At 60.9% G+C, this 23,673-nt stretch carries 26 protein-coding genes; 15 read left to right on the top strand and 11 right to left on the bottom strand.

What is annotated here, in order from left to right; genetic code table 11:
- Positions 1–66: 66 nt before the first annotated feature.
- Positions 67–1,545: a DUF2778 domain-containing protein gene (locus J1W56_RS01555; RefSeq protein ID WP_223611420.1), complete on the bottom strand. Its 1,479-nt coding sequence runs from the start codon at positions 1,543–1,545 to the stop codon at positions 67–69.
- Between the two features lie 339 nt (positions 1,546–1,884).
- On the opposite strand from J1W56_RS01555, the gene J1W56_RS01550 reads away from it, so the two are divergent.
- The gene (locus J1W56_RS01550) at positions 1,885–2,082 is read left to right on the top strand and encodes a DUF3311 domain-containing protein (protein WP_223611419.1); all 198 of its coding nucleotides are present in this window, start codon (positions 1,885–1,887) and stop codon (positions 2,080–2,082) included.
- A complete protein-coding gene (mctP, locus tag J1W56_RS01545; protein WP_223611418.1) occupies positions 2,072–3,544 on the top strand; it encodes a monocarboxylate uptake permease MctP in 1,473 nt (490 codons plus the stop codon). The genes J1W56_RS01550 and mctP overlap by 11 nt, the downstream gene beginning before the upstream one ends.
- Positions 3,545–3,726: 182 nt before the next feature.
- Here the strand turns inward: mctP and J1W56_RS01540 are convergent, their stop codons facing one another.
- Positions 3,727–4,089: a hypothetical protein gene (locus J1W56_RS01540; RefSeq protein WP_105737238.1), complete on the bottom strand. Its 363-nt coding sequence runs from the start codon at positions 4,087–4,089 to the stop codon at positions 3,727–3,729.
- Between the two features lie 273 nt (positions 4,090–4,362).
- Between J1W56_RS01540 and J1W56_RS01535 the strand changes: the two genes are divergently transcribed.
- From J1W56_RS01535 to J1W56_RS01515, 5 genes are all read left to right on the top strand, one after another.
- Positions 4,363–5,898 carry a helicase HerA-like C-terminal domain-containing protein gene (locus J1W56_RS01535; protein WP_223611417.1) on the top strand — a complete coding sequence of 512 codons (1,536 nt, stop codon included), beginning with the start codon at positions 4,363–4,365 and terminating at the stop codon, positions 5,896–5,898.
- 28 nt (positions 5,899–5,926) lie between these two features.
- Entirely contained in the window at positions 5,927–6,823 is an 897-nt protein-coding gene (locus tag J1W56_RS01530; RefSeq protein WP_223611416.1) for an alpha/beta hydrolase family protein, read from the top strand.
- 231 nt (positions 6,824–7,054) lie between these two features.
- Positions 7,055–7,762 carry a L,D-transpeptidase family protein gene (locus J1W56_RS01525; RefSeq protein ID WP_223611415.1) on the top strand — a complete coding sequence of 236 codons (708 nt, stop codon included), beginning with the start codon at positions 7,055–7,057 and terminating at the stop codon, positions 7,760–7,762.
- A 383-nt stretch (positions 7,763–8,145) separates the two neighbouring features.
- Positions 8,146–9,024, top strand: a complete 879-nt coding sequence (locus J1W56_RS01520) for a branched-chain amino acid aminotransferase (protein WP_223611414.1) — start codon at positions 8,146–8,148, stop codon at positions 9,022–9,024.
- A 165-nt stretch (positions 9,025–9,189) separates the two neighbouring features.
- Positions 9,190–9,789, top strand: coding sequence for a superoxide dismutase (locus J1W56_RS01515; RefSeq protein WP_105737248.1), 600 nt, complete (start codon positions 9,190–9,192; stop codon positions 9,787–9,789).
- Between the two features lie 224 nt (positions 9,790–10,013).
- Here J1W56_RS01515 and J1W56_RS01510 read toward each other — a convergent pair whose 3' ends face one another.
- On the bottom strand, positions 10,014–10,457 hold the full coding sequence (locus J1W56_RS01510; RefSeq protein ID WP_105737250.1) for a winged helix-turn-helix transcriptional regulator: 444 nt from the start codon (positions 10,455–10,457) through the stop codon (positions 10,014–10,016).
- Positions 10,458–10,592: 135 nt separating this feature from the next.
- Between J1W56_RS01510 and J1W56_RS01505 the strand changes: the two genes are divergently transcribed.
- Positions 10,593–11,921 (top strand): MFS transporter, encoded by a 1,329-nt coding sequence (locus tag J1W56_RS01505; protein ID WP_223611413.1) that lies wholly within the window; start codon positions 10,593–10,595, stop codon positions 11,919–11,921.
- Here the strand turns inward: J1W56_RS01505 and J1W56_RS01500 are convergent.
- The 5 genes from J1W56_RS01500 to J1W56_RS01480 all read right to left on the bottom strand — a co-directional run bounded on the left by J1W56_RS01500 (position 11,803) and on the right by J1W56_RS01480 (position 15,250).
- Positions 11,803–12,312, bottom strand: coding sequence for an EVE domain-containing protein (locus tag J1W56_RS01500; RefSeq protein ID WP_223611412.1), 510 nt, complete (start codon positions 12,310–12,312; stop codon positions 11,803–11,805). The two genes, J1W56_RS01505 and J1W56_RS01500, sit on opposite strands and share 119 nt — an antisense overlap.
- A complete protein-coding gene (locus J1W56_RS01495; RefSeq protein ID WP_223611411.1) occupies positions 12,309–12,695 on the bottom strand; it encodes a VOC family protein in 387 nt (128 codons plus the stop codon). Before J1W56_RS01495 ends, J1W56_RS01500 begins: the two co-directional genes overlap by 4 nt.
- Positions 12,696–12,764: 69 nt before the next feature.
- On the bottom strand, positions 12,765–13,457 hold the full coding sequence (locus tag J1W56_RS01490) for a helix-turn-helix transcriptional regulator (RefSeq protein WP_223611410.1): 693 nt from the start codon (positions 13,455–13,457) through the stop codon (positions 12,765–12,767).
- Between the two features lie 61 nt (positions 13,458–13,518).
- Positions 13,519–14,187, bottom strand: a complete 669-nt coding sequence (locus J1W56_RS01485) for a hypothetical protein (RefSeq protein WP_223611409.1) — start codon at positions 14,185–14,187, stop codon at positions 13,519–13,521.
- A 178-nt stretch (positions 14,188–14,365) separates the two neighbouring features.
- Positions 14,366–15,250, bottom strand: coding sequence for a carbon-nitrogen hydrolase family protein (locus J1W56_RS01480; protein ID WP_223611408.1), 885 nt, complete (start codon positions 15,248–15,250; stop codon positions 14,366–14,368).
- A gap of 195 nt (positions 15,251–15,445) precedes the next feature.
- Between J1W56_RS01480 and J1W56_RS01475 the strand changes: the two genes are divergently transcribed.
- Positions 15,446–15,919 carry an SRPBCC family protein gene (locus J1W56_RS01475; RefSeq protein WP_223611407.1) on the top strand — a complete coding sequence of 158 codons (474 nt, stop codon included), beginning with the start codon at positions 15,446–15,448 and terminating at the stop codon, positions 15,917–15,919.
- Here the strand turns inward: J1W56_RS01475 and J1W56_RS01470 are convergent, their stop codons facing one another.
- Positions 15,920–16,789: a LysR family transcriptional regulator gene (locus J1W56_RS01470; RefSeq protein ID WP_223611406.1), complete on the bottom strand. Its 870-nt coding sequence runs from the start codon at positions 16,787–16,789 to the stop codon at positions 15,920–15,922.
- A 389-nt stretch (positions 16,790–17,178) separates the two neighbouring features.
- Between J1W56_RS01470 and ampC the strand changes: the two genes are divergently transcribed.
- The 5 genes from ampC (at position 17,179) to J1W56_RS01445 (ending at position 21,663) form a co-directional block, all read left to right on the top strand.
- Positions 17,179–18,357 carry a class C beta-lactamase gene (gene ampC, locus J1W56_RS01465; RefSeq protein ID WP_223612374.1) on the top strand — a complete coding sequence of 393 codons (1,179 nt, stop codon included), beginning with the start codon at positions 17,179–17,181 and terminating at the stop codon, positions 18,355–18,357.
- A 216-nt stretch (positions 18,358–18,573) separates the two neighbouring features.
- Positions 18,574–18,918: a hypothetical protein gene (locus J1W56_RS01460; RefSeq protein ID WP_223611405.1), complete on the top strand. Its 345-nt coding sequence runs from the start codon at positions 18,574–18,576 to the stop codon at positions 18,916–18,918.
- A gap of 188 nt (positions 18,919–19,106) precedes the next feature.
- The gene (locus J1W56_RS01455) at positions 19,107–19,559 is read left to right on the top strand and encodes a c-type cytochrome (RefSeq protein ID WP_223611404.1); all 453 of its coding nucleotides are present in this window, start codon (positions 19,107–19,109) and stop codon (positions 19,557–19,559) included.
- 22 nt (positions 19,560–19,581) lie between these two features.
- Positions 19,582–20,505, top strand: a complete 924-nt coding sequence (locus tag J1W56_RS01450; protein WP_223611403.1) for a cytochrome c — start codon at positions 19,582–19,584, stop codon at positions 20,503–20,505.
- Positions 20,506–20,691: 186 nt separating this feature from the next.
- Entirely contained in the window at positions 20,692–21,663 is a 972-nt protein-coding gene (locus J1W56_RS01445; RefSeq protein WP_223611402.1) for an aliphatic sulfonate ABC transporter substrate-binding protein, read from the top strand.
- A gap of 19 nt (positions 21,664–21,682) precedes the next feature.
- On the opposite strand, the gene J1W56_RS01440 is transcribed toward J1W56_RS01445, so the two are convergent.
- Entirely contained in the window at positions 21,683–22,129 is a 447-nt protein-coding gene (locus J1W56_RS01440; protein ID WP_308526397.1) for a MarR family winged helix-turn-helix transcriptional regulator, read from the bottom strand.
- A gap of 73 nt (positions 22,130–22,202) precedes the next feature.
- Here J1W56_RS01440 and J1W56_RS01435 point away from each other — a divergent pair, with 73 nt between their 5' ends.
- Positions 22,203–23,306, top strand: coding sequence for an FAD-dependent oxidoreductase (locus J1W56_RS01435; protein ID WP_223611401.1), 1,104 nt, complete (start codon positions 22,203–22,205; stop codon positions 23,304–23,306).
- A gap of 2 nt (positions 23,307–23,308) precedes the next feature.
- Here J1W56_RS01435 and J1W56_RS01430 read toward each other — a convergent pair whose 3' ends face one another.
- Positions 23,309–23,647, bottom strand: coding sequence for a metallophosphoesterase (locus tag J1W56_RS01430; protein ID WP_223611400.1), 339 nt, complete (start codon positions 23,645–23,647; stop codon positions 23,309–23,311).
- Positions 23,648–23,673 lie beyond the last annotated feature (26 nt).

Genomic DNA, 23,673 nt, shown 5'->3' with positions numbered 1-23,673 from the left:
CCTGAATTGAGCTGTGTGCTCAATAACACCAGTCGCAACAAATGTCTATTGCCTTGGCATAAAACATTAGCGCGTGGCGATGCGCGACGACGAGGGCAGGTGTTCGACCACCACGAGACGCGAGACTTCACCGCGCTGGAACGCTTTGAGGAAGCGGCGATAATCCTTGAAAACCACACATCCGTTCGAATCGCCGCGCGGTCCCAGCATGTAGGTATGGGCGAGCAGGCCGTTGCGGCCGAAGGCATTGCGGCCATCGACCGGTGTCAGGCGGATCGCCGCGACGCCGTGGAAGAGCTGTTCGCGCATGGTCAGATTATAGGTATGCGGCGGCGTCGGCCCGCGGTTCGACTCGCGCGTATAGCGGGGATTGTCCAGCATGTGTCCCATGCCAGAATGCGCTTCAAGCCGTTCGCCATTGGGCAGGTAAACCGTGCGCGCCGAGATGTCATAGACAGCGACACCGTTGCGCGAGCCGCCGAATAGCGATCCGAACAGGCTTTTCGATCTGGGCATGGCTTCGATGGCTGCATCATCCGGGCGGATTGAAGCCATCTTCACGTCAGGCCGCTGTTTTGCCGGAGCGGTGGGGGCTGCAGGAGTGGTCCCGGCAGCCAGTTTCGGCCGCTTCGAGGGCAAGGGAACGTCAACCGTGTCCTGCGTATCATCGGATGAGGCCGCGTCGTCCGGTGCCACGCTGGCGGTCTTTCTGTCCGGCGCATCTTCCGGCACGGGCACGGCGACTTCAAGGTCCGGCGCGAGCGGCCCCATCATCGGGTTGCTCTCGGTTGCAGAGGGTGCGTAGCTGGCGAGGATCGGTATTTCCGGTTCGTGGCGGCGCTTGTCCACGAGATCAGGCTGGGCGTTGAACGGATTGTCCGATGCCGTGGCCAGGGCCGCGCCTGCGGCGGCGATCTCCAGCTTTTCCCGGTCGGGGGCGTTGGCGGGCAGCGGTATGGAACCAACCGGCCTGCTGTCGAGCGCCGGCGCGGATCTGCCATTTGCTGCCAGCGCCAGGGCGCTGTTCACCATTGCGGCGCGGATTGCGTTCTGCACCTCGGCGTCGACCGGTCCGGATGGCGTGTTGAGAAGCGCGGTGACGTCGGATTCGGACAATGGCGATGTCTCAAGCATCACCAGTGCGGATGCGGGCTCGGCGAAGGCATCGTCATGGCTGACCACGACGCGGTCCGCTGTATTGGCGTTTTTGGCTTCCGTCAGTGTGCCGTGGGGAATGCGGTGCCGCAATTCGGGATTGAGTGCTGCGCGTGCGGCGCTGCTTGGCCTGCGGACCTTCTGATTGTTCGGGTCGACAAGCGCGATGCTGTCGAGCGCATGGGAGCCATGGTGCAGCACCGCCGGGCTTGCACCCAGGGAAGCCACCATTTTCTGTGTCGTGCTCACGGTTGCCAGAACCCACACGGTGGCGGCAATGCCGACGCCGATGGCCAGCGTGCTGACAAGCGCACCGCGCGGTTTGCCCACGCGAAAGGCCGAAGGGTTAAAGGAACCAGCCTGCCTGAATGTATCGGTCGCGAACGCCATCGTACTCTTTTTCCAAACGCTTACTCAAACCTGCGACTGCCCCGAAGGGGTCCGCCACGGCCAATACCAACCATCAGGCACGGAACACGCGTGTCTGGCGTCAATTGCCGACTGCCTGGGAGCATGAAGAATCTTGGTTACTAATTTCTTTATGTATCGGGGTCTTGTTGATCACGAATTGCCACAGTGCCGAAAAGAACATTGTTGATAATGCGCGTTTGCAACCATATCCGCGCGCTGCCCGCACCGATCGCGTCTTGCGCAAATAATGGCGGAGCCTATTAATGAAACCCTCGGGTTTCATCTTTCCTCAAAAGTTAATTTCGAGAGGACATATCCATGGAAAACGGTTCAAAAAAGGCCATATTGTGGCTACTTGCGATTCCCTACATCGGACTTCTCTGGGTTCCCTTCTATAATTCCCGCGAACCGGAACTGCTCGGCTTCCCCTTTTTCTACTGGTATCAGCTGGCTTTTGTGCCGTTGACGGCTTTCGTGACGTGGATCGTCTACCGGAGTGTGCGCTATGACGACTAATCTTGATCCGGTTGCCGTTTCGGTTTTTGTCTTCTTTTTCGCCCTTGTCACGGTGCTCGGGTTCATTGCTTCCCGCTGGCGGGCGCCCAAGACCATGGCGCACATCGATGAATGGGGCCTGGGCGGCCGCAATTTCGGCACATGGATCACCTGGTTTCTCGTCGGCGGCGATTTCTACACCGCCTATACGGTGATCGCGGTTCCGGCGCTGGTCTATGCGGTCGGCGCCTATGGCTTCTTTGCGCTGCCCTACACGATCATCGTCTATCCCTTCGTCTTCATGGTCATGCCGCTCCTGTGGAAACGGGCCAAGGACAATGGCTACGTGACTGCCGGCGACGTGGTATTCGGACAGTACGGCTCGCGCGGGCTGGAGCTGGCGGTGGCGCTCACCGGCGTCATCGCAACCATGCCCTATATCGCGCTGCAGCTGGTCGGCATGGCTGCCGTGCTGCAGGCTCTGGGCTTGACCGGCGAGCTGCCGCTGGCGGTCGCCTTCGTCATCCTGGCGCTTTACACCTATTCGGCGGGTCTGCGCGCGCCCGCGCTGATCGCCTTCGTCAAGGACATCATGATCTATATCGCTGTTATCGCCGCGGTGGCGCTGATCCCGTCGAAACTCGGCGGCTATGCCAATGTATTCGCCTCGGCGGATGCCGCCTTCAAGGCCAAGGGCTCGGGCAATCTGCTGCTCGGCGGCAACCAGTATGTGGCCTATGCGACGCTGGCGCTCGGTTCGGCGCTGGCAGCCTTCATGTATCCGCATACGCTGACCGGCATCTTCGCGTCGAACAGTGGCAACACCATCCGCAAGAATGCGGTGATGCTGCCGGCCTATACGCTGCTCCTCGGTCTGCTTGCCCTGCTGGGCTACATGGGCCACGCCGCCCATCTCAACGTCTCCAGCCCGAACCAGGTGGTTCCCGCGCTGTTCCAGACCCTGTTCCCCAGCTGGTTCGCCGGTTTTGCCTTCGCCGCCATTGCCATCGGCGCGCTGGTTCCCGCTGCGGTCATGAGCATCGGCGCCTCCAACCTCTTCACCCGCAATTTCTGGAAGGCCTATGTCAATCCTCAGGTGACGGATGCGGGGGAGGCGAAGGTCGCCAAGGTGACATCGCTGATCATCAAGATCGGCGCGCTGCTGGTCATTGCCTTCCTGCCGACGCAGTTTGCATTGGACCTGCAGCTGCTCGGCGGCATCTGGATCCTGCAGACACTTCCGGCGCTGGTGTTCGGGCTCTACTCGAACTGGTTCCGTGCACCGGGCCTGCTGGCCGGATGGCTCGTCGGCTTCTGCGGCGGCACCTATCTGGTGTGGATCAACGGCCTGAAACCGCTGCAGGCCATCAGCCTCGGCGGCGCTCCGTTCACGGTCTATATCGGGCTGCTGGCGCTGGCTGCCAATGTTGTCGTGGCGGTGCTGGTCAATCTCGTCACGGTCCCGGCGCGAAAGCCTGCGTGAGGTAAAGAGCGGAATATGCGGTGCGTGGTTCGACAAGCTCGCCATGAGGGAAGCTTGTGGGCTGCAATCAAATCACCTCCCTCATGGTGAGCCTGTCGAACCACGAGGGAATTGCCAAACGAAAACGCGCGCCAGGAGGCGCGCGTTTGGCATGCTGGTCGTGAGCGGCCGCGCAGTGCGTCTCAGACGAACTGGCTGAGGCCCGGGATCGAATTGACGACTTCGTCCACCACGTCGCTGCCGGCCTTTTCACGGGCAAAGGCAATGGTTTCCTTGGAAATGCCGGAGATTTCGCTCATGCCGAGGCCAGCGCCCATCAGCTTGGAGCCGAGGCCCATGACGCCGGGCATCAGGCCGGACAGGAAGCCGCCGCCGGAATTGGCATCGGCAATGGCCGCATCCGCGCCGGGGATGCTGCTGATCAGGTCGGTTGCCTTGGCCGGGCCTTCCTTCTGCAGGAAAGCGAGGATGAGGCCAACGGCCTTCTTTGCCGTTTCCGGATCGGTGCCGACATTGGCGGTAATGCGCGCGATAAGTTCGTCCATGAGCCTAATCTCCCGTCTGTCATGAATTACGTTTACGTAATATGCGGATATCATCCGTCTTGCAAGCCACTGCGTCAATCTGGATCAGCCGGCATGACGTTTTTCAGGCGCCGGCGCTCCCGTTGTGGCACGGGAAGATGACACAAAAACGTCAGCAATTTCAGCGCCGCCTTGCAATCTTATGCATGAGTCCCGGCTGCAAGGCATTGTCCCCCGGGCATCCGGCCTTTATATCGGATGGCAGAAACACCACAGTGAAGAGGATCACCCCCCATGGCCGCTGACGACAGTATCTTCCTTGGTGCGAGCCGCAAACCGGATGACAGCTATCAGCAGGCCGAAGCGCTGCTGCTGAAATATGGCAACCGCCATGGCCTGATCACCGGCGCGACAGGGACGGGCAAGACCGTCTCGCTGCAGGTTCTGGCGGAAGGTTTTTCGCGTGCGGGCGTTCCGGTCTTCTGTGCCGACATCAAGGGCGATCTGTCGGGTATCGGCGCGAAGGGCGAGGAAAAGGATTTTCTCGTCAAGCGGGCGGCGGAGGTCAGGCTCGATCCCTATGCGCTCGAGGCGTCGCCGGTTATTTTCTGGGATATTTTCGGCGAACAGGGCCATCCGATCCGCGCCACCATTTCCGAAATGGGGCCGCTGCTGCTCTCGCGCCTGATGAACCTCACCGAAGCGCAGGAAGGCGTGATGAACATCGCCTTCAAGATCGCCGACGAGGAGGGGCTGCTGCTGCTCGACATGAAGGACCTGCAGGCTCTGCTGGTCAATATCGCCGAGCGTGCCGAGGAAATTTCCGCGCGCTACGGCAATGTCACCAAGCCTTCCGTCGGCGCCATCCAGCGTTCCCTCCTGGTGCTTGAGCAGCAGGGCGGCACGAAATTCTTTGGCGAACCGGCCCTGCGCATCGCCGATATCATGCGCACGAGCACCAATGGCCGCGGCGTGGTCAGTGTGCTGGCCGCCGACAAGCTGATGATGAATCCGCGGCTTTATTCCACTTTCCTGCTCTGGCTCCTGTCGGAGCTGTTCGAGGAACTGCCTGAAATCGGCGATCCGGAAAAGCCGCGCCTCGTCTTCTTCTTCGATGAAGCGCATCTTCTGTTCAATGAGGCCCCGAAAGCCCTGCTCAACCGGGTGGAGCAGGTGGTGCGCCTCATCCGCTCCAAAGGGGTCGGGGTCTACTTCATCTCGCAGAACCCGCTGGATGTGCCGGAAACCGTGCTGGCCCAGCTCGGCAACCGCGTCCAGCATGCGCTGCGCGCCTATACGCCGCGCGAGCAGAATGCGGTGAAGACGGCGGCCGATACCTTCCGCCCCAATCCGGATTTCAACACCTTCGCGGCGATCACCAACCTGTCCACCGGCGAGGCGCTGGTGTCGACCCTGGCGGAAAAAGGCGTGCCGTCCGTCGTGCAGCGCACGCTGATCCGCCCGCCCGCGGGACGCATCGGCCCGTTGACCGTTGACGAGCGGCAGAAGCTGATCAATGCCAGCCCGGTTGCTGGCCAATATGACCAGATGATCGATCGCGAATCCGCCTATGAGGTCCTGCAGAAAAAGGCGGCGCAGGGACAGGCGGAAGCTGCAGCCACGAAGGAACAGGAAGCCGACAGCACCAGCGGCTGGCGCCTGCCGGATATTCTGGGCGGCGGCAGCAGCGCGCCGGGCCCGCGCGGCGGCCAGCCCCGTGCCCGCCAGACGGTGGCGGAAGCGGCGATGAAATCGGTGGTCCGTTCGGTGGGCAGCTCGCTCGGCCGCGCGCTGGTGCGCGGCATCCTGGGAAGCCTGAGCAAGCGCTAGGCTACGACAGCGGACAAGGCGGGCGCCGATGAACAGCACAGGCCAATCTTTCGCTCTGCCACGCCTCCTGTTGCGATTGATCGCCGCCATTCTCACCGCCGAGCTGGCCTCGGCGGGAACCGCCCTTGCCGGGGACAGCGAAGCGGTGATCGGCGGGGTGCCGGTCCATGTGTGGGAACCGGACCAGCGGACGATTGCCCGCCAGCCGGTCATTTTCTTCTCGCACGGGTTCCACGGCTGTTCGACCCAATCGAAATTCCTGATGCGGGCCTTTGCCAAGGCGGGCTACATGGTCTTCGCGCCCAATCATCACGATGCGACCTGCAACAACGGTGATCAGAACATCTGGGACAAGCCGCAGGTTTCCCTGCGCAAACCCCTGCGCTGGACGGAGGCCACGTTCAGGAACCGCGCCGATGATTTCAGCAAGGTGATTGCCGCCCTGAAGCGCGACCGGCAGTGGAACAGCCGGATCAACTGGAACGAGATGGGGCTCGCGGGGCATTCCCTCGGCGGCTATACCGTGCTGGGCATGAGCGGCGCCTGGCCCGGCTGGCGCATCGACGGCGTCAAGGCAACGCTCGCCCTGTCACCCTATGTCGGTCCCTATCTGCACCGGGATTCGCTGCGGCATCTCGAAGCCCCGGTCATGTACCAGGGCGGCACGCGCGATATTTTTGTGACCCCGAAAGTAAGGCGGCCGGGCGGCGGTTACGACCTGTCGAAGGGCCCGAAATATTATGTGGAATTCCTGGGCGCGGGTCATCTGACGTGGACCGATCTCGGCCTGTTCACCCGCACGCGCATCAGCGAAGCCAGTGTCGCTTTCATGGATCGCTATGTCAGAGGCAAGACCGGCGATGCGCCGCTCAGCAGTCTTGCCGGGCGGTTCGGCGTGTCGGATTTTCGCTATGAACCCCGGTGATTCGGCGATTGGAATGCGGGTTTCGCGGTCTCACGAATTGTTTATCGCCCGGTGAACGGTGCATGCATCCTTCAGGCAGCCTTTCTGTTGCGGGAGGGCAACAGTCCGCCAGCCGCCTTGTTTGCGCCATATTGCCAACGGTCCGTTGCCACATTTTATGTGCGTTTAGAGCTGGTAAACCCGATCCATGCTATCTCACACTCCATCTCCCACCGCTAAATTGGTTCAATGATGCAAAACATGATTTCCCGCCGCGGTTTCCTGACTGCATTGACCGCAACAGCGGCCGTCGGCCTCGCCGGATGCGCCGCAATCCCGGATATGCCGGTTATCAAGGTTGACGACAATGGCCAGCCGCTCGCACCGCAGGCGGATGTCGATCCGGCCTTTGGCTCCTACGAAGCCATGTATGCGGCGCGCGAGGATGACGGCTACCAGCTGCCCGCCATTCCGATCAAGAGGATGAACAAGCGCTACCTGCGTCAGGTCGTGCAGGACCCGACCGGCGAACAGCCCGGCACCATCGTTGTCGATACCCAGAACAAGTTCCTCTATCTGGTGCGCGAAGGCGGTCAGGCGATCCGTTACGGCGTCGGCATCGGCCGCGAAGGCTTTGCCTGGTCCGGCCGCGCGGTCATCCAGTGGAAGCGCCACTGGCCAACCTGGACTCCGCCGGATGAGATGGTTGCCCGCCAGCCGGAGCTGGTGCAGTACAGCGCCCGCAATGGCGGCATGCAGCCCGGCCTGACCAATCCGCTCGGCGCCCGCGCCCTCTACATCTTCCAGAATGGCCAGGACACACTCTATCGCCTGCACGGCTCGCCGGAATGGTGGTCCATCGGCAAGGCGGTTTCGTCGGGCTGCGTGCGCCTGATCAACCAGGACATTATCGATCTCTATGATCGCGTGCCGAACAAGACGCCGATCCTGGTGATGTAATCTGTCGCCTTTATCCACATGGAAGGCCGGTGACCTGGGGTTGCCGGCCTTTTTCTTTGAGCCAAAAGAAAAGCAGACCCGGCAAGGGGCCCGCCAAGAAGCCGTATCCTGAGGGGAGTGGGGGGAAATGATACGGTGCGTTTTCTCACAACATTTGAAGTCCGGAACTGACAAACGGCTCAATGCTGCCGTGTCATAGTGGACCGGCGATATTCCGATGCGCAATTCATCAAAAGTATGAGAAGCCTTGGTTTGACGCGGAAAAGTGCTGGTTATGGCGGTCCGTTTGTCGCAATTTGCCTTCCGCAGCGTCTGAACCATTGACCTTGCGGTCGAATAACCCTTCGATAGGGCGACCTATTCTCAGCGACGGAATCACTCTCATGGCAGTCAATACAGCAGCGCAATCAACCACCTGGACCTATGTCGACGGTGACTGGCACGAGGGCAACGTGCCTCTGATCGGGCCGCGCAGCCACGCCATGTGGCTGGGCTCGACGGTTTTTGACGGCGGACGCTGGTTCGAGGGCGTTTCGCCCGATCTTGACCGCCATTGCGCCCGGGTGAATGCCTCCGCCGCCGCGCTTGGTCTCCAGCCGACCATGAGCGCGGAAGACATTGCCGGTCTTGCCCGCGACGGGCTGAAAAAATTCGATGGCCGGATCGCCGTCTATATCCGGCCGATGTACTGGGCCGAGCATGGCGGCTATATGGGTGTGCCCGCCGATCCCGCTTCAACCCGCTTCTGTCTCAGCCTGTACGAATCGCCGATGCAGGAACCCACGGGTTTTTCCGTCACCGTTTCGCCCTTCCGCCGTCCGAGTTTCGAGACGATGCCGACCAATGCCAAGGCCGGTTGCCTCTACCCCAACAATGGCCGCGCCATTCTCGAGGCCAAATCCCGCGGTTTCGACAATGCGCTGGTGCTCGATATGCTGGGCAATGTCGCTGAGACCGGCAGCTCGAACATTTTCATGGTCAAGGACGGGCACATTTTCACGCCCGCGCCCAATGGCACGTTCCTGTCCGGCATCACCCGCGCCCGCACGATCGACGTGCTGGCCGATTACGGTTTCCGCACGACGCAGGCGACCTTGACGGTGCAGGATTTCCTCAACGCCGACGAGATTTTCTCCACGGGGAACCATTCGAAGGTCGTGCCCGTTACCCGTATTGAAGGCCGCGACCTTCAGCCGGGGCCGATCACCAAGAAGGCGAGGGAGCTCTATTGGGAGTTCGCCCACTCCACGCCGAAAATTTAACGCTGAAACCGGATCAAACCGAAATATTGATCCGTTCCGCATTGCCCCCGGGGAAATACGGACCTATGTAACAAGCGCAGGTTTTGTCAGGATTGGCCATCACCCCGCAACGGGGAACACCCGGTGCCAATCCCGATCACAGATTGAATCGAAGAGGAGACTTCCATGGCTTTCGAACTGCCCGCACTGCCGTATGATTACGACGCACTCGCCCCCTTCATGTCGCGCGAGACGTTGGAATATCATCATGACAAGCACCACAAGGCTTATGTTGACAACGGCAACAAACTGGCTGCCGAAGCCGGTCTTGAAAATCTCTCGCTTGAAGAGATCGTCAAGCAGTCCTATGGCAAGAATGCCGGCCTTTTCAACAATGCCGGCCAGCATTACAACCACCTGCATTTCTGGCATTGGCTGAAGAAGAACGGCGGCGGCAAGAAGCTTCCGGGCGCTCTGGAAAAGGCCATTGACTCGGATCTCGGCGGCTACGACAAGTTCCGCACCGATTTCATCGCTGCCGGCACCACACAGTTCGGCTCCGGCTGGGCATGGCTCTCCGTCAAGAACGGCAAGCTTGAAATCTCCAAGACACCAAACGGCGAAAACCCGCTGGTTCATGGTGCAACGCCGATCCTCGGCGTCGACGTATGGGAACACTCCTATTACATCGACTACCGCAATGCCCGTCCAAAATACCTCGAAGCTTTCGTCGACAGTCTCATCAACTGGGATTACGTCCTCGAACTCTACGAAAAAGCCAAATAAGCTTTTTCCCGAGCGATATCGATGGAAAGGCCCCGTCTCGGATGGGGCCTTTTTCTATTGTCCGCCCGGGCCGCCCGGAGCCAGCGTCCCACTGGCACCACCACAGAATACGAATAATCGGACTGTCGTCAAGCCTTATTGCAAATGATTTTCATTTGCATTCTATGGCAGTGGCGCTGCCAGACACCGCGGAGCGATGTCAGGCAGGGCGAGGGCAGGGAAATCTAGTGCCCGACAACCACCGTGTCGTCAGGCCCGAGCAGGCGCCCGTCATCGGATCGCAGTTCCAGCCGCCGCACCGGTTTACCCGTTTCGCGGTCGACCAGTTGGACTTTCGCCTGATAGCTGTCGGAGTAGTATTCTTCACCCCATTGCCGCAGCGCCACAAGCAGCGGGAAGAGATCGCGGCCTTTTTCGGTCAGCACATATTCATTGTAGGCGCTGCCATCGGCGCAGGGCGCGATGGTGAAAATGTCATGGGCAACGAGATTGCGCAGCCGCGTCGACAAAATATTCTTGGCCAGGCCAAGACTTCTCTGAAATTCCCCAAAACGCCGCGATCCCTCAAACGCGTCGCGTATTATCAGCAGTGACCACCAGTCGCCGATCGCATCCAGTGGCCTTGCCACCGGGCACGGATCATCCTTGTGGCTCGTTCGCTTGACCATTGTAGTCCCCCTTTTTTTGGTCGCAGAGCAGTGCTCATCTTATTTCTCCCTCTGCGAAGGGTAGTTGCAATATAAAACCGATGGAGCTAAGACGCAACAGGTTTTAATTTGCAACCACATGCGCAGGAGGATGCGATGAAGCTTGAGCAGGACGATAATCTGGTCATTGGCGGTGGACAAGCGGTCTATACGGATGAAATTGCTGAAAAAACGCCTTTCAGCGGGCCGCAGGCCATAGAATTCTCCCGACCCCTGGCACTTCTGTTTGCCATTGCCTGCGGACTGGCCGTGGCGAACGTCTATTTTGCGCCGCCGCTGCTCGATGCCATTGCCGACAGTTTTGGCATGAGCCATGCCACCATCGGCATGATCGTCTCGATTTCGCAGGTCGGTTACGGGCTTGGCCTGCTGCTGATCGTGCCGCTGGGCGATCTGATCGACCGCCGCCGGCTGATCGCCGGCCAATCGGTTCTCTCCGCACTGGCCCTGCTGGCGGTGTGCTTTGCCCCGACCTCGCTCGCGCTGCTGGTGGCGATGGCCGCCATCGGCCTGCTCGCCGTTGTCACGCAGGCGCTCGTCGCCTATGCCGCCAGTCTGGCAAAGCCGCATGAGCGGGGGCAGGTGGTCGGGATCGTCACCAGCGGCATCGTCATCGGTATTCTGCTCGCCCGCACCATTGCCGGTGGCATGGCCGATCTGGCGGGCTGGCGCTCGGTCTATGCCGTCTCGGCGGTGCTGACGCTGATCATTGCAGCGCTGCTGTTTCACTTCCTGCCACGCAACGAAGTGCGGCGGACAAAAATCGCCTATCCGAAGCTGATCAGGTCTGTCTTCCTGTTGTTTGCCGAAGAGCCGGTGCTGCGCATCCGTGCCGTCATTGCCATGTTCATCTTCGCCGACATCACCATGCTTTTGACACCGCTGGTGCTGCCGCTGAGCGCTCCGCCGTTTTCGCTGTCGCACACGCAAATCGGGCTGTTCGGTCTTGCCGGCGCTGCCGGAGCGCTGGCGGCCTCACGGGCAGGGCGCTGGGCCGACCGGGGGCATGCACAGCGCACCACGGGCATTGCCCTGACCATCATGCTCCTGTCGTGGATACCGGTCGCCTTCATGCAGACGTCACTGTGGTTCCTGATCATCGGCATTGTGACCATCGATTTCGCCCTGCAGGCGGTGCATGTCTCCAACCAGAGCCTGATCTACCGCGTGCGTCCGGAAGCGCAGAGCCGCCTGACGGCGGGCTATATGATCTTCTATTCGATCGGCAGTGCGGCAGGTTCGCTCGGCTCCACGCTGGTCTATGCCTCCGCCGGCTGGCCAGGGGTCAGCCTTGCGGGGGCGGGCATCAGTGCGCTTGCCCTGATGTTCTGGGCTGCAACCCGTCATCGCACGCCGGCCGGAGCGATGGCAGAGGCGGGACAACATGAAACCCTTGACGATGGGCATGCATGGCCCCGGCGATGACATCAAAATCCTCCGGGCTGATGGCTAGCACCCCGAAGCGGAACTGGTAGCCCCAGTTCTGCCTGCCCCTGGTGAAGCTGAGACTGTCGAGCAGCGGGCGGATGTCCGCTTCCGTGGCATCGAACCAGCCAATATTGCGACGCCACGGCACAAATCCTCCACCCATGTCGTGGCGGTAGGCGTCTTCCGCCTGCACCATGCCGATGGCGGTGAAAGCCTGCAGGCGGTCCTTGCCGCCGAATATCTCGGTCGGCGAATAATAGACCACCCCGTCGCCGGGCTTGATGCGCTTCAGCGGGCCTTCCTTGCCGTGGCACACCTGCATGAAGCCGTCCTGCAGGCCGCGGCGGACATGGTCCGCCGAAGCAACTGCGATCCAGTGGCCGCTCATTGCGCCGTTCCCTGTGCCGGGGTAGCGGCAAACATCCGCAGCCGGTGACCATCCGGATCGAGGGCAACAAAAGTATAGCCGAAATCCATGTGCACCGGCGCCTGAACGATCGGCAACCCGCGTGCCGCCCAGTCCCTGTGGGTTGCCTCGACTTCGCTGTCCGTATCCACGCTGAACACGAGTTCGCTGCCGGAGCCAATGCTGGTAATGGCCGGTTCAACCTTGTCATGCGCCCAGACGCCGAGCAGCAGGCCGGAGTCGAGGGCAAACATGGCGAAATTGATCGTTTCTTCAAGCGGTTCGCGCTTGAGCAGATCCGCATAAAAGGCGCGGCTGACAGGGGCATTGGCAACGTAGAGAATGATGAGATTGGGGTTGGCCACGGCATTTCTCCTTCAAGTTGTGACGGGAACACCATAAAACGGCATGCTGCCAGTTTCTGGCAGTAGTGATCAGCGCGGCTGGGCGATGCCCTGCGCGTCGCGCCACTCCTGCAAAAGGACCTGCCGGCGCTTGGGATAACGTATGTCCGTTGCTTCGAGCCGCGACAGCCGGTCGGTGCGGAAATGCCGGAAATCCTGGCGCAGTTCACACCAGGCAACGATGACGCGCATTTTGTCGAAGAAACCCAGCGCAAAGGGCCAGATCAGGCGGCTGGATTGACTGCCATTGCCGTCGCGATAGGTGATATCGAGCTTGCGCTCGTTGCGGATCGCTTTGCGCACGTCGGCAAGGTCGACGCCATCGGTTGCCGATCCATCCCCAGGCCCCACCAGCAGGGCAGAGGTGTCGACGCTCTCACGCAGGTCGTCCGGCAGCACCGCCGCGATCTTGTTGAGGGCATCGCGCGCCGCCGTGGAAAGCCGGTTGTCCGGCTGTTTGGCCACCCAGCGCGAGCCGAGCACCAGCGCTTCGATCTCCTCTTCGGTGAACATCAGGGGCGGCAGCATGAAGCCGGGGCGCAGCACATAGCCGAGGCCGGGCTCGCCCTCGATATGGGCGCCCTGCGCCTGCAGGGTGGCGATATCGCGATAGAGCGTGCGGATGCTGATGCCGGTTTCCTCCGCCAGCACCTTGCCGCTGACCGGACGCCGATAGCGGCGCATGGTCTGGATCAGGTCGAGAAGGCGCTGGGATCGGGACACGGTTACTCACCTGCGGGGATGCGTTTTCACATCATGCCATATTTTGGCAGTGGTTGCGAATTCAGAGTCTTGGCCGGTCGTTGATGACGTTTTGCAATCTGGACAGTTGCTTTGAAAGCCAGCAGGTATTTTCGCATGCAAGGCCGGTGATATGGATGACGTTCTGAAATTCTTTTTGCGGAGAACGGTCGAAAATTGCCGCGTGATGCGCAATGTCATTGCGAAAGCGCCGCATGCCATCCAGACGGGCACGGATACTTTCGCGGCTTTCTCGCGGATCCGCATGCGGGAATGCGGCCCTGACCCCCTGCGCCCATAACTGCTTGTCGTAGGCGGCGGTCATGAGGGAGACCCAAAAGCCGAGTGACAAGCCGGCGATAATGTGGTCCTGACTGAGCATTGCGGCATGCTTCTTTTGCTCCCTTCGCTTGGTATCGATCAGTTCATCCTTCATTCGCGCCGGAAGAAGATTGATGAACCGGGGATTCTCGTACCAGCGGTTGTGAAATCGTCCGACGACCGGCTTTTGAATTGCATTACGCGCCGCGACTTCCGCGAATTGCATCGGTAGATACAAGGATTCGCAAAGACGCGCGTTCCAGATGTAGAGGCAGAGTGCCAGATGCCGGTCGCCTCCAGCGGCTGGCAGGTAGCGAGCGAGGCGGGCCGGAGACAGTGTGCTTTCGATGTCGGAGTGGACGGCCGGCACGCACGAAAACGGATATTGCATTCCTTTCCACCGTATCTTAAATTTCGAGCATGAGCTGCGGATGTGATCACTGCGCCAAGCGCAAATCTGCTGCAGACAAAAGTGAGGGCGGGCCGGAAGGCGCCGCCTTCGTCTTTTCAATCCCTTCAGATCTGCATATTGCGCGTTTGGAAGCTATACGATTTTGGTCGTAGTCGCGTTAAGCCTTGTTGGCTTCCAGATAGGGCGCATAGAGGCTGCCGTCGCTGGCTGAACGCCGGAATTCCAGCACCCGCTGGCAAAAGGCGTCGAGCTCCGGATCATCGGTCAGCACGTTCAGGATGAAACCGGTTTCGTCCCGTGCCGCGCTGCCGCCGTGATGGCCGGTGCGCTCGATCCAGAAGCTGGGGAAATTCTGGCGCGGCCGGCATGAATTGGATGAACTGACGGCATATTGGTTGAGCCAGGCATAGCCCTGGATCAGCGGCTGGATCGCATGGGCCTCGATCCGGTCGCGCGATACATTGTCCGTGTAGCAGGAATGGAAGACCAGCTCGACCTTGCCGGCGTGTTCCTGCCAGAGTTCGGGAAAGGCCCAGTCGAGGCAAATGAGAAAACCGCAGCGCACGCCCTTGATATCGAGAGCCAACGGCGTGTCGCCCGGCGCAAAGGCGCGCAGATCGTTGATCGAGCAGCGCCGCTTGTCATAGCGCCCGGCAATCGCTCCCCTATCGTCAAACACGAACAGCGCATTGGTGGGCCGGGTGTGCGCGTGATCCCAATGCACCGAACCGGTGACGATCCAGATCGCGTGGACGCGGGCCGCCTCGATAATCCTGTCCATGGCGGCGTTGAGCGTTGCCCATTCGAAATCATCCCAGGATGGCCATGTCGCGGCGCCATAGCCGGAGAGGGCGCATTCGGGAAAATGCACGACATCAGCACCGGCAGACGCGGTGCGGGCGATGAGATAGAGCATGTGGGCCAGATTGGCGTTGATGTCATGCGAAACCGGAAACTGGCAGGTGGCCACCGTCAGCCGGGCGGGCTTGCCGCGCGCGGAAGGCGGGACATCCCAGACGTGGTCGGCGCGTTTTTTCTTCACGGGCTTTTCCTTCGACTCACCAGCACCATGGAGTTTACCCGATTGCCGCTTATGCAAGAACCGGTGCGCTGCGCTGGTAGCGGACATTTTCGGTGGCAAGACACTTAAGTCAACAATTAAGTATTGGTTGCGTGATCGTCAATCGCATGATACTTAAGCAATCACTTAATGAATTGACCGGCAAGGGAGGACATCATGACCGGAGGTTCCGTCAACCATGCAACCATCATTGTCGAGCGCACCTATGATGCCTCGCCGGAGCGCGTATTTGCTGCCTGGTCCAGTGTCGAGGCGCTCCTGCGCTGGAACGCCATGGGCGATGGCTGGTACGCGGCCTATGATCACTTCGATTTTCGTATCGGCGGCGGTGACATCTTCCGTTTCGGCAAGACCGGCGGCGAAACCTATATCAGCACCAGTTCCTACCAGGATATCGTGCCGAATGAGCGGATCATTTCCGCCGGCACGATGAGACGCGAAACGACGCCCATTTCCAGCAGCATCGTGACCGTTGACCTCACGCCGTCGGGCAAAGGCTGCCGCCTCGTCCTCACCGAACAGGTGGCCTTTCTCGATGATGAAGACAAACCGGAATACCGCCGGGCCGGCTGGAGCGCCATGCTCGACAATCTCGGCGAGGCATTGAAAAGCCAAGCCGCACCGGCCTGATCAGGGCGCTGAAACGATCCATTCGGCAAAGGCGGTCATGGCTGGTGTCGGCGTGCGCGATTGCAGCCGCGTCAGCCAGTAGCTTCCCAGCGAGATCGAGGTCTGGAACGGCTGTTCGATGGCGCCTGCGGTCAGATGGCGTGAAAACATCATCGGCGGCGCAAGAGCAACGCCGATCCCCTGCAGGGCGGCTTCCATCATGGCCAGGGACGAGTCGAACACGATGGCTTTGTTCAATTGCGGCGAGGCGGGAACGTTGGCCGCCGCGAACCAGTTGTTCCACTCATCCATGCGATAGCTTCTAAGCAGCGTGTGACTGGCAAGATCGGCAGGCTCCAGCAGCGTCTCGGCCAGCTGCGGCACGCACAGCGGCGAGAGCGGTGCCTCGAACAGGCGGGTCGCATCCGTACCGTGCCAGGCGCCGTTGCCGAACCGGATGGCAAAATCCAGCCCTTCCGCCGCCATGTCGACACGATTGTTGTTGGTCGACAGCCGAACCTCGATAAAGGGAAACTGCCGCTGGAAATCCGGCAGTCTCGGCAGGAGCCAGCCGACGGCGAATGTGCCGACCGCGCCCAGAAACAGCAGCTCGCGGACCTGTCCGCCCTCGATCCGGTCAAGCGTGTCGGCCATCCGGTCAAAGGAACCGGTGACCACGGGCAAAAGCGCTTCGCCTTCCGCCGTTATCTTCAGGCCGCGCGGCAGGCGCAGGAACAGCGGCACGCCCAGGCGCATTTCCAGGCTCTTCACCTGCTGGCTCACCGCAGCCTGCGTCACGCACAATTCGATGGCCGCGCGGGTGAAGCTCAGGTGCCGTGCGGAAGCTTCGAAGGCTCTGAGGCCGTTGAGGGGGAGAAATGGCCGAACCATGGATACCCTAGTGGAACGAATTTGACATTCGCATCCCATCTAACATCACGCGCAACATGCGAATGTCAAATTCAAAGTTCCACTAGAATCATAAACTTGCTAGTGGCCCTTTGATTCTGACATTTGCCTGAGTTGCTTGTATCAAAGGGTTGCAAATGTCAGAATCGGGCCACTAGTTTTTCTTATGTCTGCCCCGAGATATCATGTTTTGACAGGGCATCCCAGCCGGTTAGATAGATGCGGCTCAGCAGGTCTGCGGTGTATTGCGGAAGCCAGTCTTATGTCAGGCGATCTCCATGTCCGGCACCTGCGGGGTTTTCAACCGGCGCGCAATCCGCGCCGGTCGCGGACCCGTCCACAATGCCGAACCAGCAAAGGAAGTCGAAGAAATGCCAGCGAAAGCCACCAGAGTTCTGCTCTCCATCCTGTTTGCCGCCTGTGCGCCGGCCGCCATGGGGCATGCGGCCGACAAACCGGCGACGGCAGTCAGGGCCGTCGTGGATGCGGCAATCAGGCCGGTCATGGAAAAATACAATATTCCCGGAATGGCCGTCGCCGTGACGATCAAGGGAAAGCCCTATCTGTTTGACTACGGCGTTTCCTCCCGGGAAACCGGCAAGCCGGTCACGGCCGATACGCTCTTCGAGATCGGATCGATCAGCAAGACCTTCGTGGTCACGCTTGCGGCCTATGCGCAGGCAAACGGTCAGCTTTCCCTGTCGGACAAGACCAGCAAGTATCTGCCGTCCATGCGGGATACGGCCTTCGGCAATGTCAGCCTGATGCACCTTGGCACCCATACGCCGGGCGGCTTCCCGGTGCAGGTTCCCGACGAGGTGAAGAACGACGACCAGCTGATGACCTATCTGCAGAACTGGAAGCCGGCCTACGCCGCCGGAACATACCGGACCTATGCCAATCCGAGCATCGGCATGCTGGGGTACATCGCGGCAAAGGCGATGAACCGGAATTTTGCCGCGCTGATGGAAGGGCAGCTGTTTCCGGCCCTTGGCTTGAAAAGCACCTATATCAACGTGCCAGACACCAAAATGGCGGACTATGCCCAGGGTTATACCAGGAAGGATGTCCCGGCCCGGGTGAGCAAGGCAGTCCTTTCCTCGGAAGCCTATGGTGTGAAAACCACAAGCACGGACCTGATCCGCTTCCTGGAAGCAAACATGAAAATGGCCAGGCTGGAAGGCAAGCTGCAGCGGGCGATCGCCGATACGCATACCGGCTATTTCAAGGTCGGCGCAATGACGCAGGACCTGATCTGGGAACAATATGCCTATCCGGTCGATCTGAAGACGCTGCTGCGCGGCAACTCTCCCGACATGCTCAAGCCGACGCCGGTGACCGCGCTGACGCCGCCGCAGCCTGCCCGCGACGATGTGCTCATCAACAAGACAGGTTCCACCAACGGCTTCGGCGGCTATGTCGCCTTCGTGCCGAAAAAGCAGTTCGGTATCGTCATTCTGGCCAACAAATACTATCCCAATGAGGACCGCATCCGCATGGCCTATCAGATACTGACACGGCTGGATGCCAACAACGGCGCGAGCGAATAAGGGATGCCCCGGCGGGCCGTGCGAAGGTGTTTTCACATATTCGCACGGCCGGTTTTTATATGTGATCGCCCGCGTCCCCCATGCCATTGCTGCGCCATATTGATTATTCATCTCTGGTTCATGGGATTAGACTTAAGTCTATTCCCAAGGGACTTAACATGTCGAAATGCACGTTCACTCAGGGCGCATTTCACTGGAGGCACTATGAAAAAGTTGATGTCAGCTCTTTTTGCCGTCGTGATGTCGATCGGAGCCCTCGGAGCAGCCGGACCGGTGTCCGCCGCCCCGATGACTGTCGAAAAGCCCATCACCGCAACAGGGCCAGCGGCTGCAGACAGCAATGTGCAGCGCGTTCAGTATTACCGCGACTATTACGATCGCCGCTACGACCGCCGCTATTATCATCGCTATGACCGCCGCTGGGATCGCCCGCACTGGCGTCACCGCTATGATCGCCGTTGGGACCGTCGTTGGGACCGTCGCTACTATCATCGCTATGACCGCCGCTGGGATCGCCCGTACTGGCATCACCGCCATGATCGCAGATGGCGCCGTATCTGACGGACAAACAGCAAAACCCCGGCCGAAAGCCGGGGTTTTTCGTATGCGAACCAATCTCTGTCATACGAAAATGTGATCGTATGGGGCGGGTGCAATCCGGGATGTTTACTGTAGGGTTCGGACCCGAGAATGCCCCTGAAAACCCTTGAAGCCACATGTTTTTGAAGCCACGAGAGTTGGAGACATCCATGAAGAGACTGATTGCATTCGCTGCGGCGCCTTTGCTGGCCATGACAGTGTTTTCGGCTGCCGCAGGCGCTGATCCGATTGCGGACCGGCAGGCGATTATGAAGGACCAGGGCAAGACCATCGGCAGTATCGCCCCGATTGCCAAAGGCGAAAAGCCGTTTGATGCGGCTGCGGTGCTGGCGGCTCTCAGCAAGCTGAACGAGGATGCGCAGAAGATCGATCCGGCAGCGCTGTTTCCGGCCGGCAGCGACACCGGCGGCGAGACCACCGCTTCGCCGAAAATCTGGGAAGACAATGCGGGCTTCGTCGCTGCTGTAAACAAGTACAAGGCTGATGCCGCAGCGGCGGCTGCCGCCAAACCGCAGGACCTTGACAGCTTCAAGCTTGCCTTCGCGCAGGTCTCGCAGAATTGCGGCGCCTGCCATCAGACATTCCGCATCAAGAAGAACTGATCGGACGGGCGGGGGAGACACAATGATCCGCAAGCTGCTGCTGCTCGTCATTGTGGCTGCCCTGGCCGGGGGCGCCGGATTCTGGTTGCTGTCGGCGCCGTCGCGGGTTGATCCGGCACGGCTTGCCGCCGCGGCTCCCGGTGATGCCAAGCGCGGCGAACGGGTATTCTGGGCAGGGGGCTGCGCCTCCTGCCATGCCGCGCCGGGCGCCAGAGGCGATGCGCGCCTGGTGCTGGCGGGCGGCCATGAGCTGGTCACGCCGTTCGGTACCTTCGTTACCCCCAACATTTCTCCCTCCGGCAAGGGCATCGGCGCCTGGTCATTCGAAGACCTGGCCAATGCCATGCTCGCCGGGGTATCGCCGGATGGAAGGCACTATTATCCCGCCTTTCCCTACACCTCCTATGCGCGCATGCAGGTGCAGGATATCGCCGATCTCCATGCCTACCTGAAAACGCTGCCGCCGTCGGACAATGTGGCGGCGGATCACCGGCTGCGTTTCCCCTTCACCGTTCGCCGGGGATTGGGGCTGTGGAAGCGGCTCTATCTGGCATCCGATCCGGTTCTCACGATCGCCGATGCCACGGATGCGATCAAGCGCGGCCAGTATCTGGTGGAAGGCCCCGGCCATTGCGGCGAATGCCACACACCGCGCAACGCCATTGGCGGGCTGGACAAGAGCCGCTGGCTGGCCGGCGCAAAGGCACCCGAGGGCAAGGGTGTCGTTCCCAACATCACCGGCGGCGAGGGCGGTATCGACCGCTGGTCGGAAAAGGATATCGCCTATGCCCTGGAAAGCGGGTTTACGCCCGACTTCGACTCGCTCGGCGGGTCCATGACCGATGTCGTGCTGAACACGGCGCATCTGGAGCCGGCCGACCGGGCGGCGATTGCGGCTTACCTGAAAGCCATTCCTGCTCATCCCCGGGGTTTCCCCAAGCCCTGAACGCACGCCGCCGGGATTGCCTTTCGGCCAAACGATTTCACTTCATCCGGCTTGGCAGGGCATGATTTTCCCGATCCCGCCCATTGTTCAATATTTATGACGTCGATCCGGTTCCGCGTTTACCCCATCCTTGCGTGTGAGGTGTCTGCCCGTGGCAGCCCGCAGGAGATGGAAAGGATGGCATCGATGGTTACACGCAGACAGACTCTTTCGCTGATCGGGGCGGCGGCCCTGACTGCGCTCGTGCCGTTGACCGTCCGGGCGGCCGCTACGGTGCCGCTGAAAACACTGCGCATCGGCTGGCAGAAGAACGGTGTCCTCGCCCTGGCCAAAGGGACGGGCGCGCTGGAGAAACGCTTTGCGGCGCGCGGCATCGCCGTGAGCTGGGCCGAATTCTCCTCCGGTCCGCCGCTGCTCGAGGCGCTGGGTGCCGGTGCGGTCGATTTCGGTCCGACCGGCGATGTGCCGCCGCTCTTTGCGCAGGCCGCGGGCGGCAATCTGGTCTATGCCGGCACCTACAAGGGCTCGCCGGACGGATCGGCCATTCTGGTGCGCAAGGATTCGCCGATCAACAGTCTTGCCGATCTCAAGGGCAAGCGCGTTGCCTTCAAGCGCGGCTCGAGCGCACACAATTTTACGGTCAAGGCGCTGCGCACGGCGGGCCTGTCGGTGAACGACGTCACGGCATCGGACCTGTCGCCGCCGGATGCGGCGGCGGCCTTTTCCTCCGGCCAGATCGATGCGTGGTCGATCTGGGACCCCTATCTGGCGGTTGCCGAAAAACGCCCCGAAACCCGTATTCTGGCAACGGGCCGGGGAATCGTCGACAGCTGGTCGTATTTCCTCAGCAATGGCGATTTCGCCGCTGCCCATGGCGATATCCTGAACGATGTGCTGGACGAACTCGCGCGGGTTGGCCGGGCGGCGCAGGACAATCTGGACGAGACCGTCGCCGCCCTGTCGAAAATCACCGGCGTGCCTGAGGATATCCAGAGGATCACGCTGACACGCGACGGTGTCCGGCTGGGCGACGTGACGCCCGTCACACCCGAGGCCGTTGCCTATCAGCAGGCCCTGGCGGATGAGTTCTATGAGCTGAAGATCATTCCCAAAAAACTCAATGTCAGCGATATCGTCTGGAAGGGCAGGCCCGCCTGAGCTGCCCATTCGGGGGGAATCAGGACTTGCTATCCTCGTTGCGCAGATTGGCATTGACGCGATTGAGAAAGGCCACGAACTGCGCCGTCTCGCCGGCGGAAAAACCCGTCATGGCCAGAATGTTGCCCTCGTTCAGCGCCGCATAAGCCTGCGGCAGGCGCTCGAAGGCGAGCGCGGTGAGCTCGATGATCTGGCTCCGCCGATGGGCCGGATCGGGCTTGCGCTGAATGAAGCCGTCCCGTTCCATCCGGGCCAGCGCCTGGGCCATGGACGGCTGTTCCACCTGCAGCAGCCGGGCCAGATCGGCCTGCGTCGATGCTTCGCCATTCTTCACCGCCACCAGAATCGGGAGATAGGCCGCGCCGAGACCAAGCGGCCGCAGCCGCTCCTCGCCTCTGCGCATCAGTTCTCGCGCTGCCTGCTTGATGAGGAAAGATGGGGTTTGTCTCGGGTCCGGGCCGGGCATGGCGATTCTCCTTGCATAGGACCCTATGATATAATAATAGGACCCTATGCAATCTACCAGTGAGATGATGAAGATGTCAAAGAATTCAGGGATCGCCATTGTCGGCGGTGGCCCAGGCGGGCTGTTGCTCGCGCGTATGTTGTATCTGAAGGGCGTCGCCTTCACCGTTTATGAGCGGGATGAATCGCCCGTGCATCGCGGGCAGGGCGGCATGCTCGACCTGCATCCCGGAACCGGGCAGTACGCCATGAAGCGGGCCGGGCTGTTTGCCGAGTTTCAGCATTTTGCGCGCTACGAAGACCAGGGCACGCGGCTTTATGACAAGCACGGCCTGCTTGTGTACAAGGACGATGCCTCCGACGGGGACCGCCCGGAGATTGACCGCAGCCAATTGAGAGACCTGCTTTTGCGGTCCATTCCGGCAGATAGTGTTCGCTGGGGCTGCCGTTTGACGGAAGCCCTGGGATGCGATGACGGCACGTTCGAACTGCATTTCGGCAACGGTTCCGTCGCCCGGCATGACTTCGTTGTCGGAGCTGACGGCGTTGGGTCAAGGGTGCGTGCGCTGGTGTCGGACGAAAAGCCCCGGCATATCGGACTGACCCTCTATGAACTTGCGATCGACGGTGCCGACGCGCGCCATCCCGATATCGCGGCGCTGGTCGGACGCGGCACGATGATTGCCAAGGGCGACGGCAAATCGATCTTCGCGCAGCGCAACGCCAATGCGCATATCCGCGTCTATGCGGCGCTGCGGGGCAAGGAGAAGCCGGGGTTCGAGGCGACGAAGGAAAGCCTTGCCGCGCAGTTCGCCGGCTGGGACGGCAGTCTGCTGCAGCTCATAGAATCGGCAAAAGACACGGTGCGGCCCTGGCCGATTTGCGCGCTGCCCGTCGGGCACTGCTGGCAGAGCCGCGCTGGTGTGACGCTGATCGGCGATGCGGCGCATGTCATGCCACCGGCGGGCGAGGGCGGCAATCTGGCGCTGCGCGATGCCGCCGATCTCGCCGATGCCTTGACCGGGGACGAGGACCGGAACACGGCTGTGCGGGCTTACGAAGCCACGATGTGGGAACGGGCCGCGACGGCTGCCAGCAATGCAATGCAGGCGATGGACGACGGTTTTGCCGAGGACAGTCTGGAAGCAACGATGAAGCGGATCAGCGGCACGGCCTGAACTCAGCGCCTGTTGCACCCGATCAGCACGGAGTTCCCGTCGACATATTTGCTGCGCATGGTGTAGAGCCAGCCGCGGCATTCTTCCATCGTACGGAAGCAGCGAAAGTCGGAAACCGGCACATTGTCGCTGCCCATGGAAATGATCGGATTGTCGGTCGTGCCGGAATAGCGGCCGACGATCACACCTGATCCGCGCGGCGGGTTGTTGCAGCGCTGCCCGGCAAATTCGCTGACATTCTTGCGAACCGCTGCCTGCACCCCGGTTGTATCCAGAACCGAAAGCAGGGGCTGGGCGGCGAACGCCACGCCGAGCATCAGGACAAGAACGCTTCGTTTCATCATAAACCTCCGCAGTGAACCAAGTC

This window comes from Phyllobacterium calauticae, assembly GCF_019991125.1.
In the GTDB taxonomy this organism is placed as follows: Bacteria; Pseudomonadota; Alphaproteobacteria; order Rhizobiales; family Rhizobiaceae; genus Phyllobacterium; species Phyllobacterium calauticae.
The sequence above is the reverse complement of the archived record's forward strand: the minus strand, read 5'-3'. Positions and strand labels throughout refer to the sequence as shown.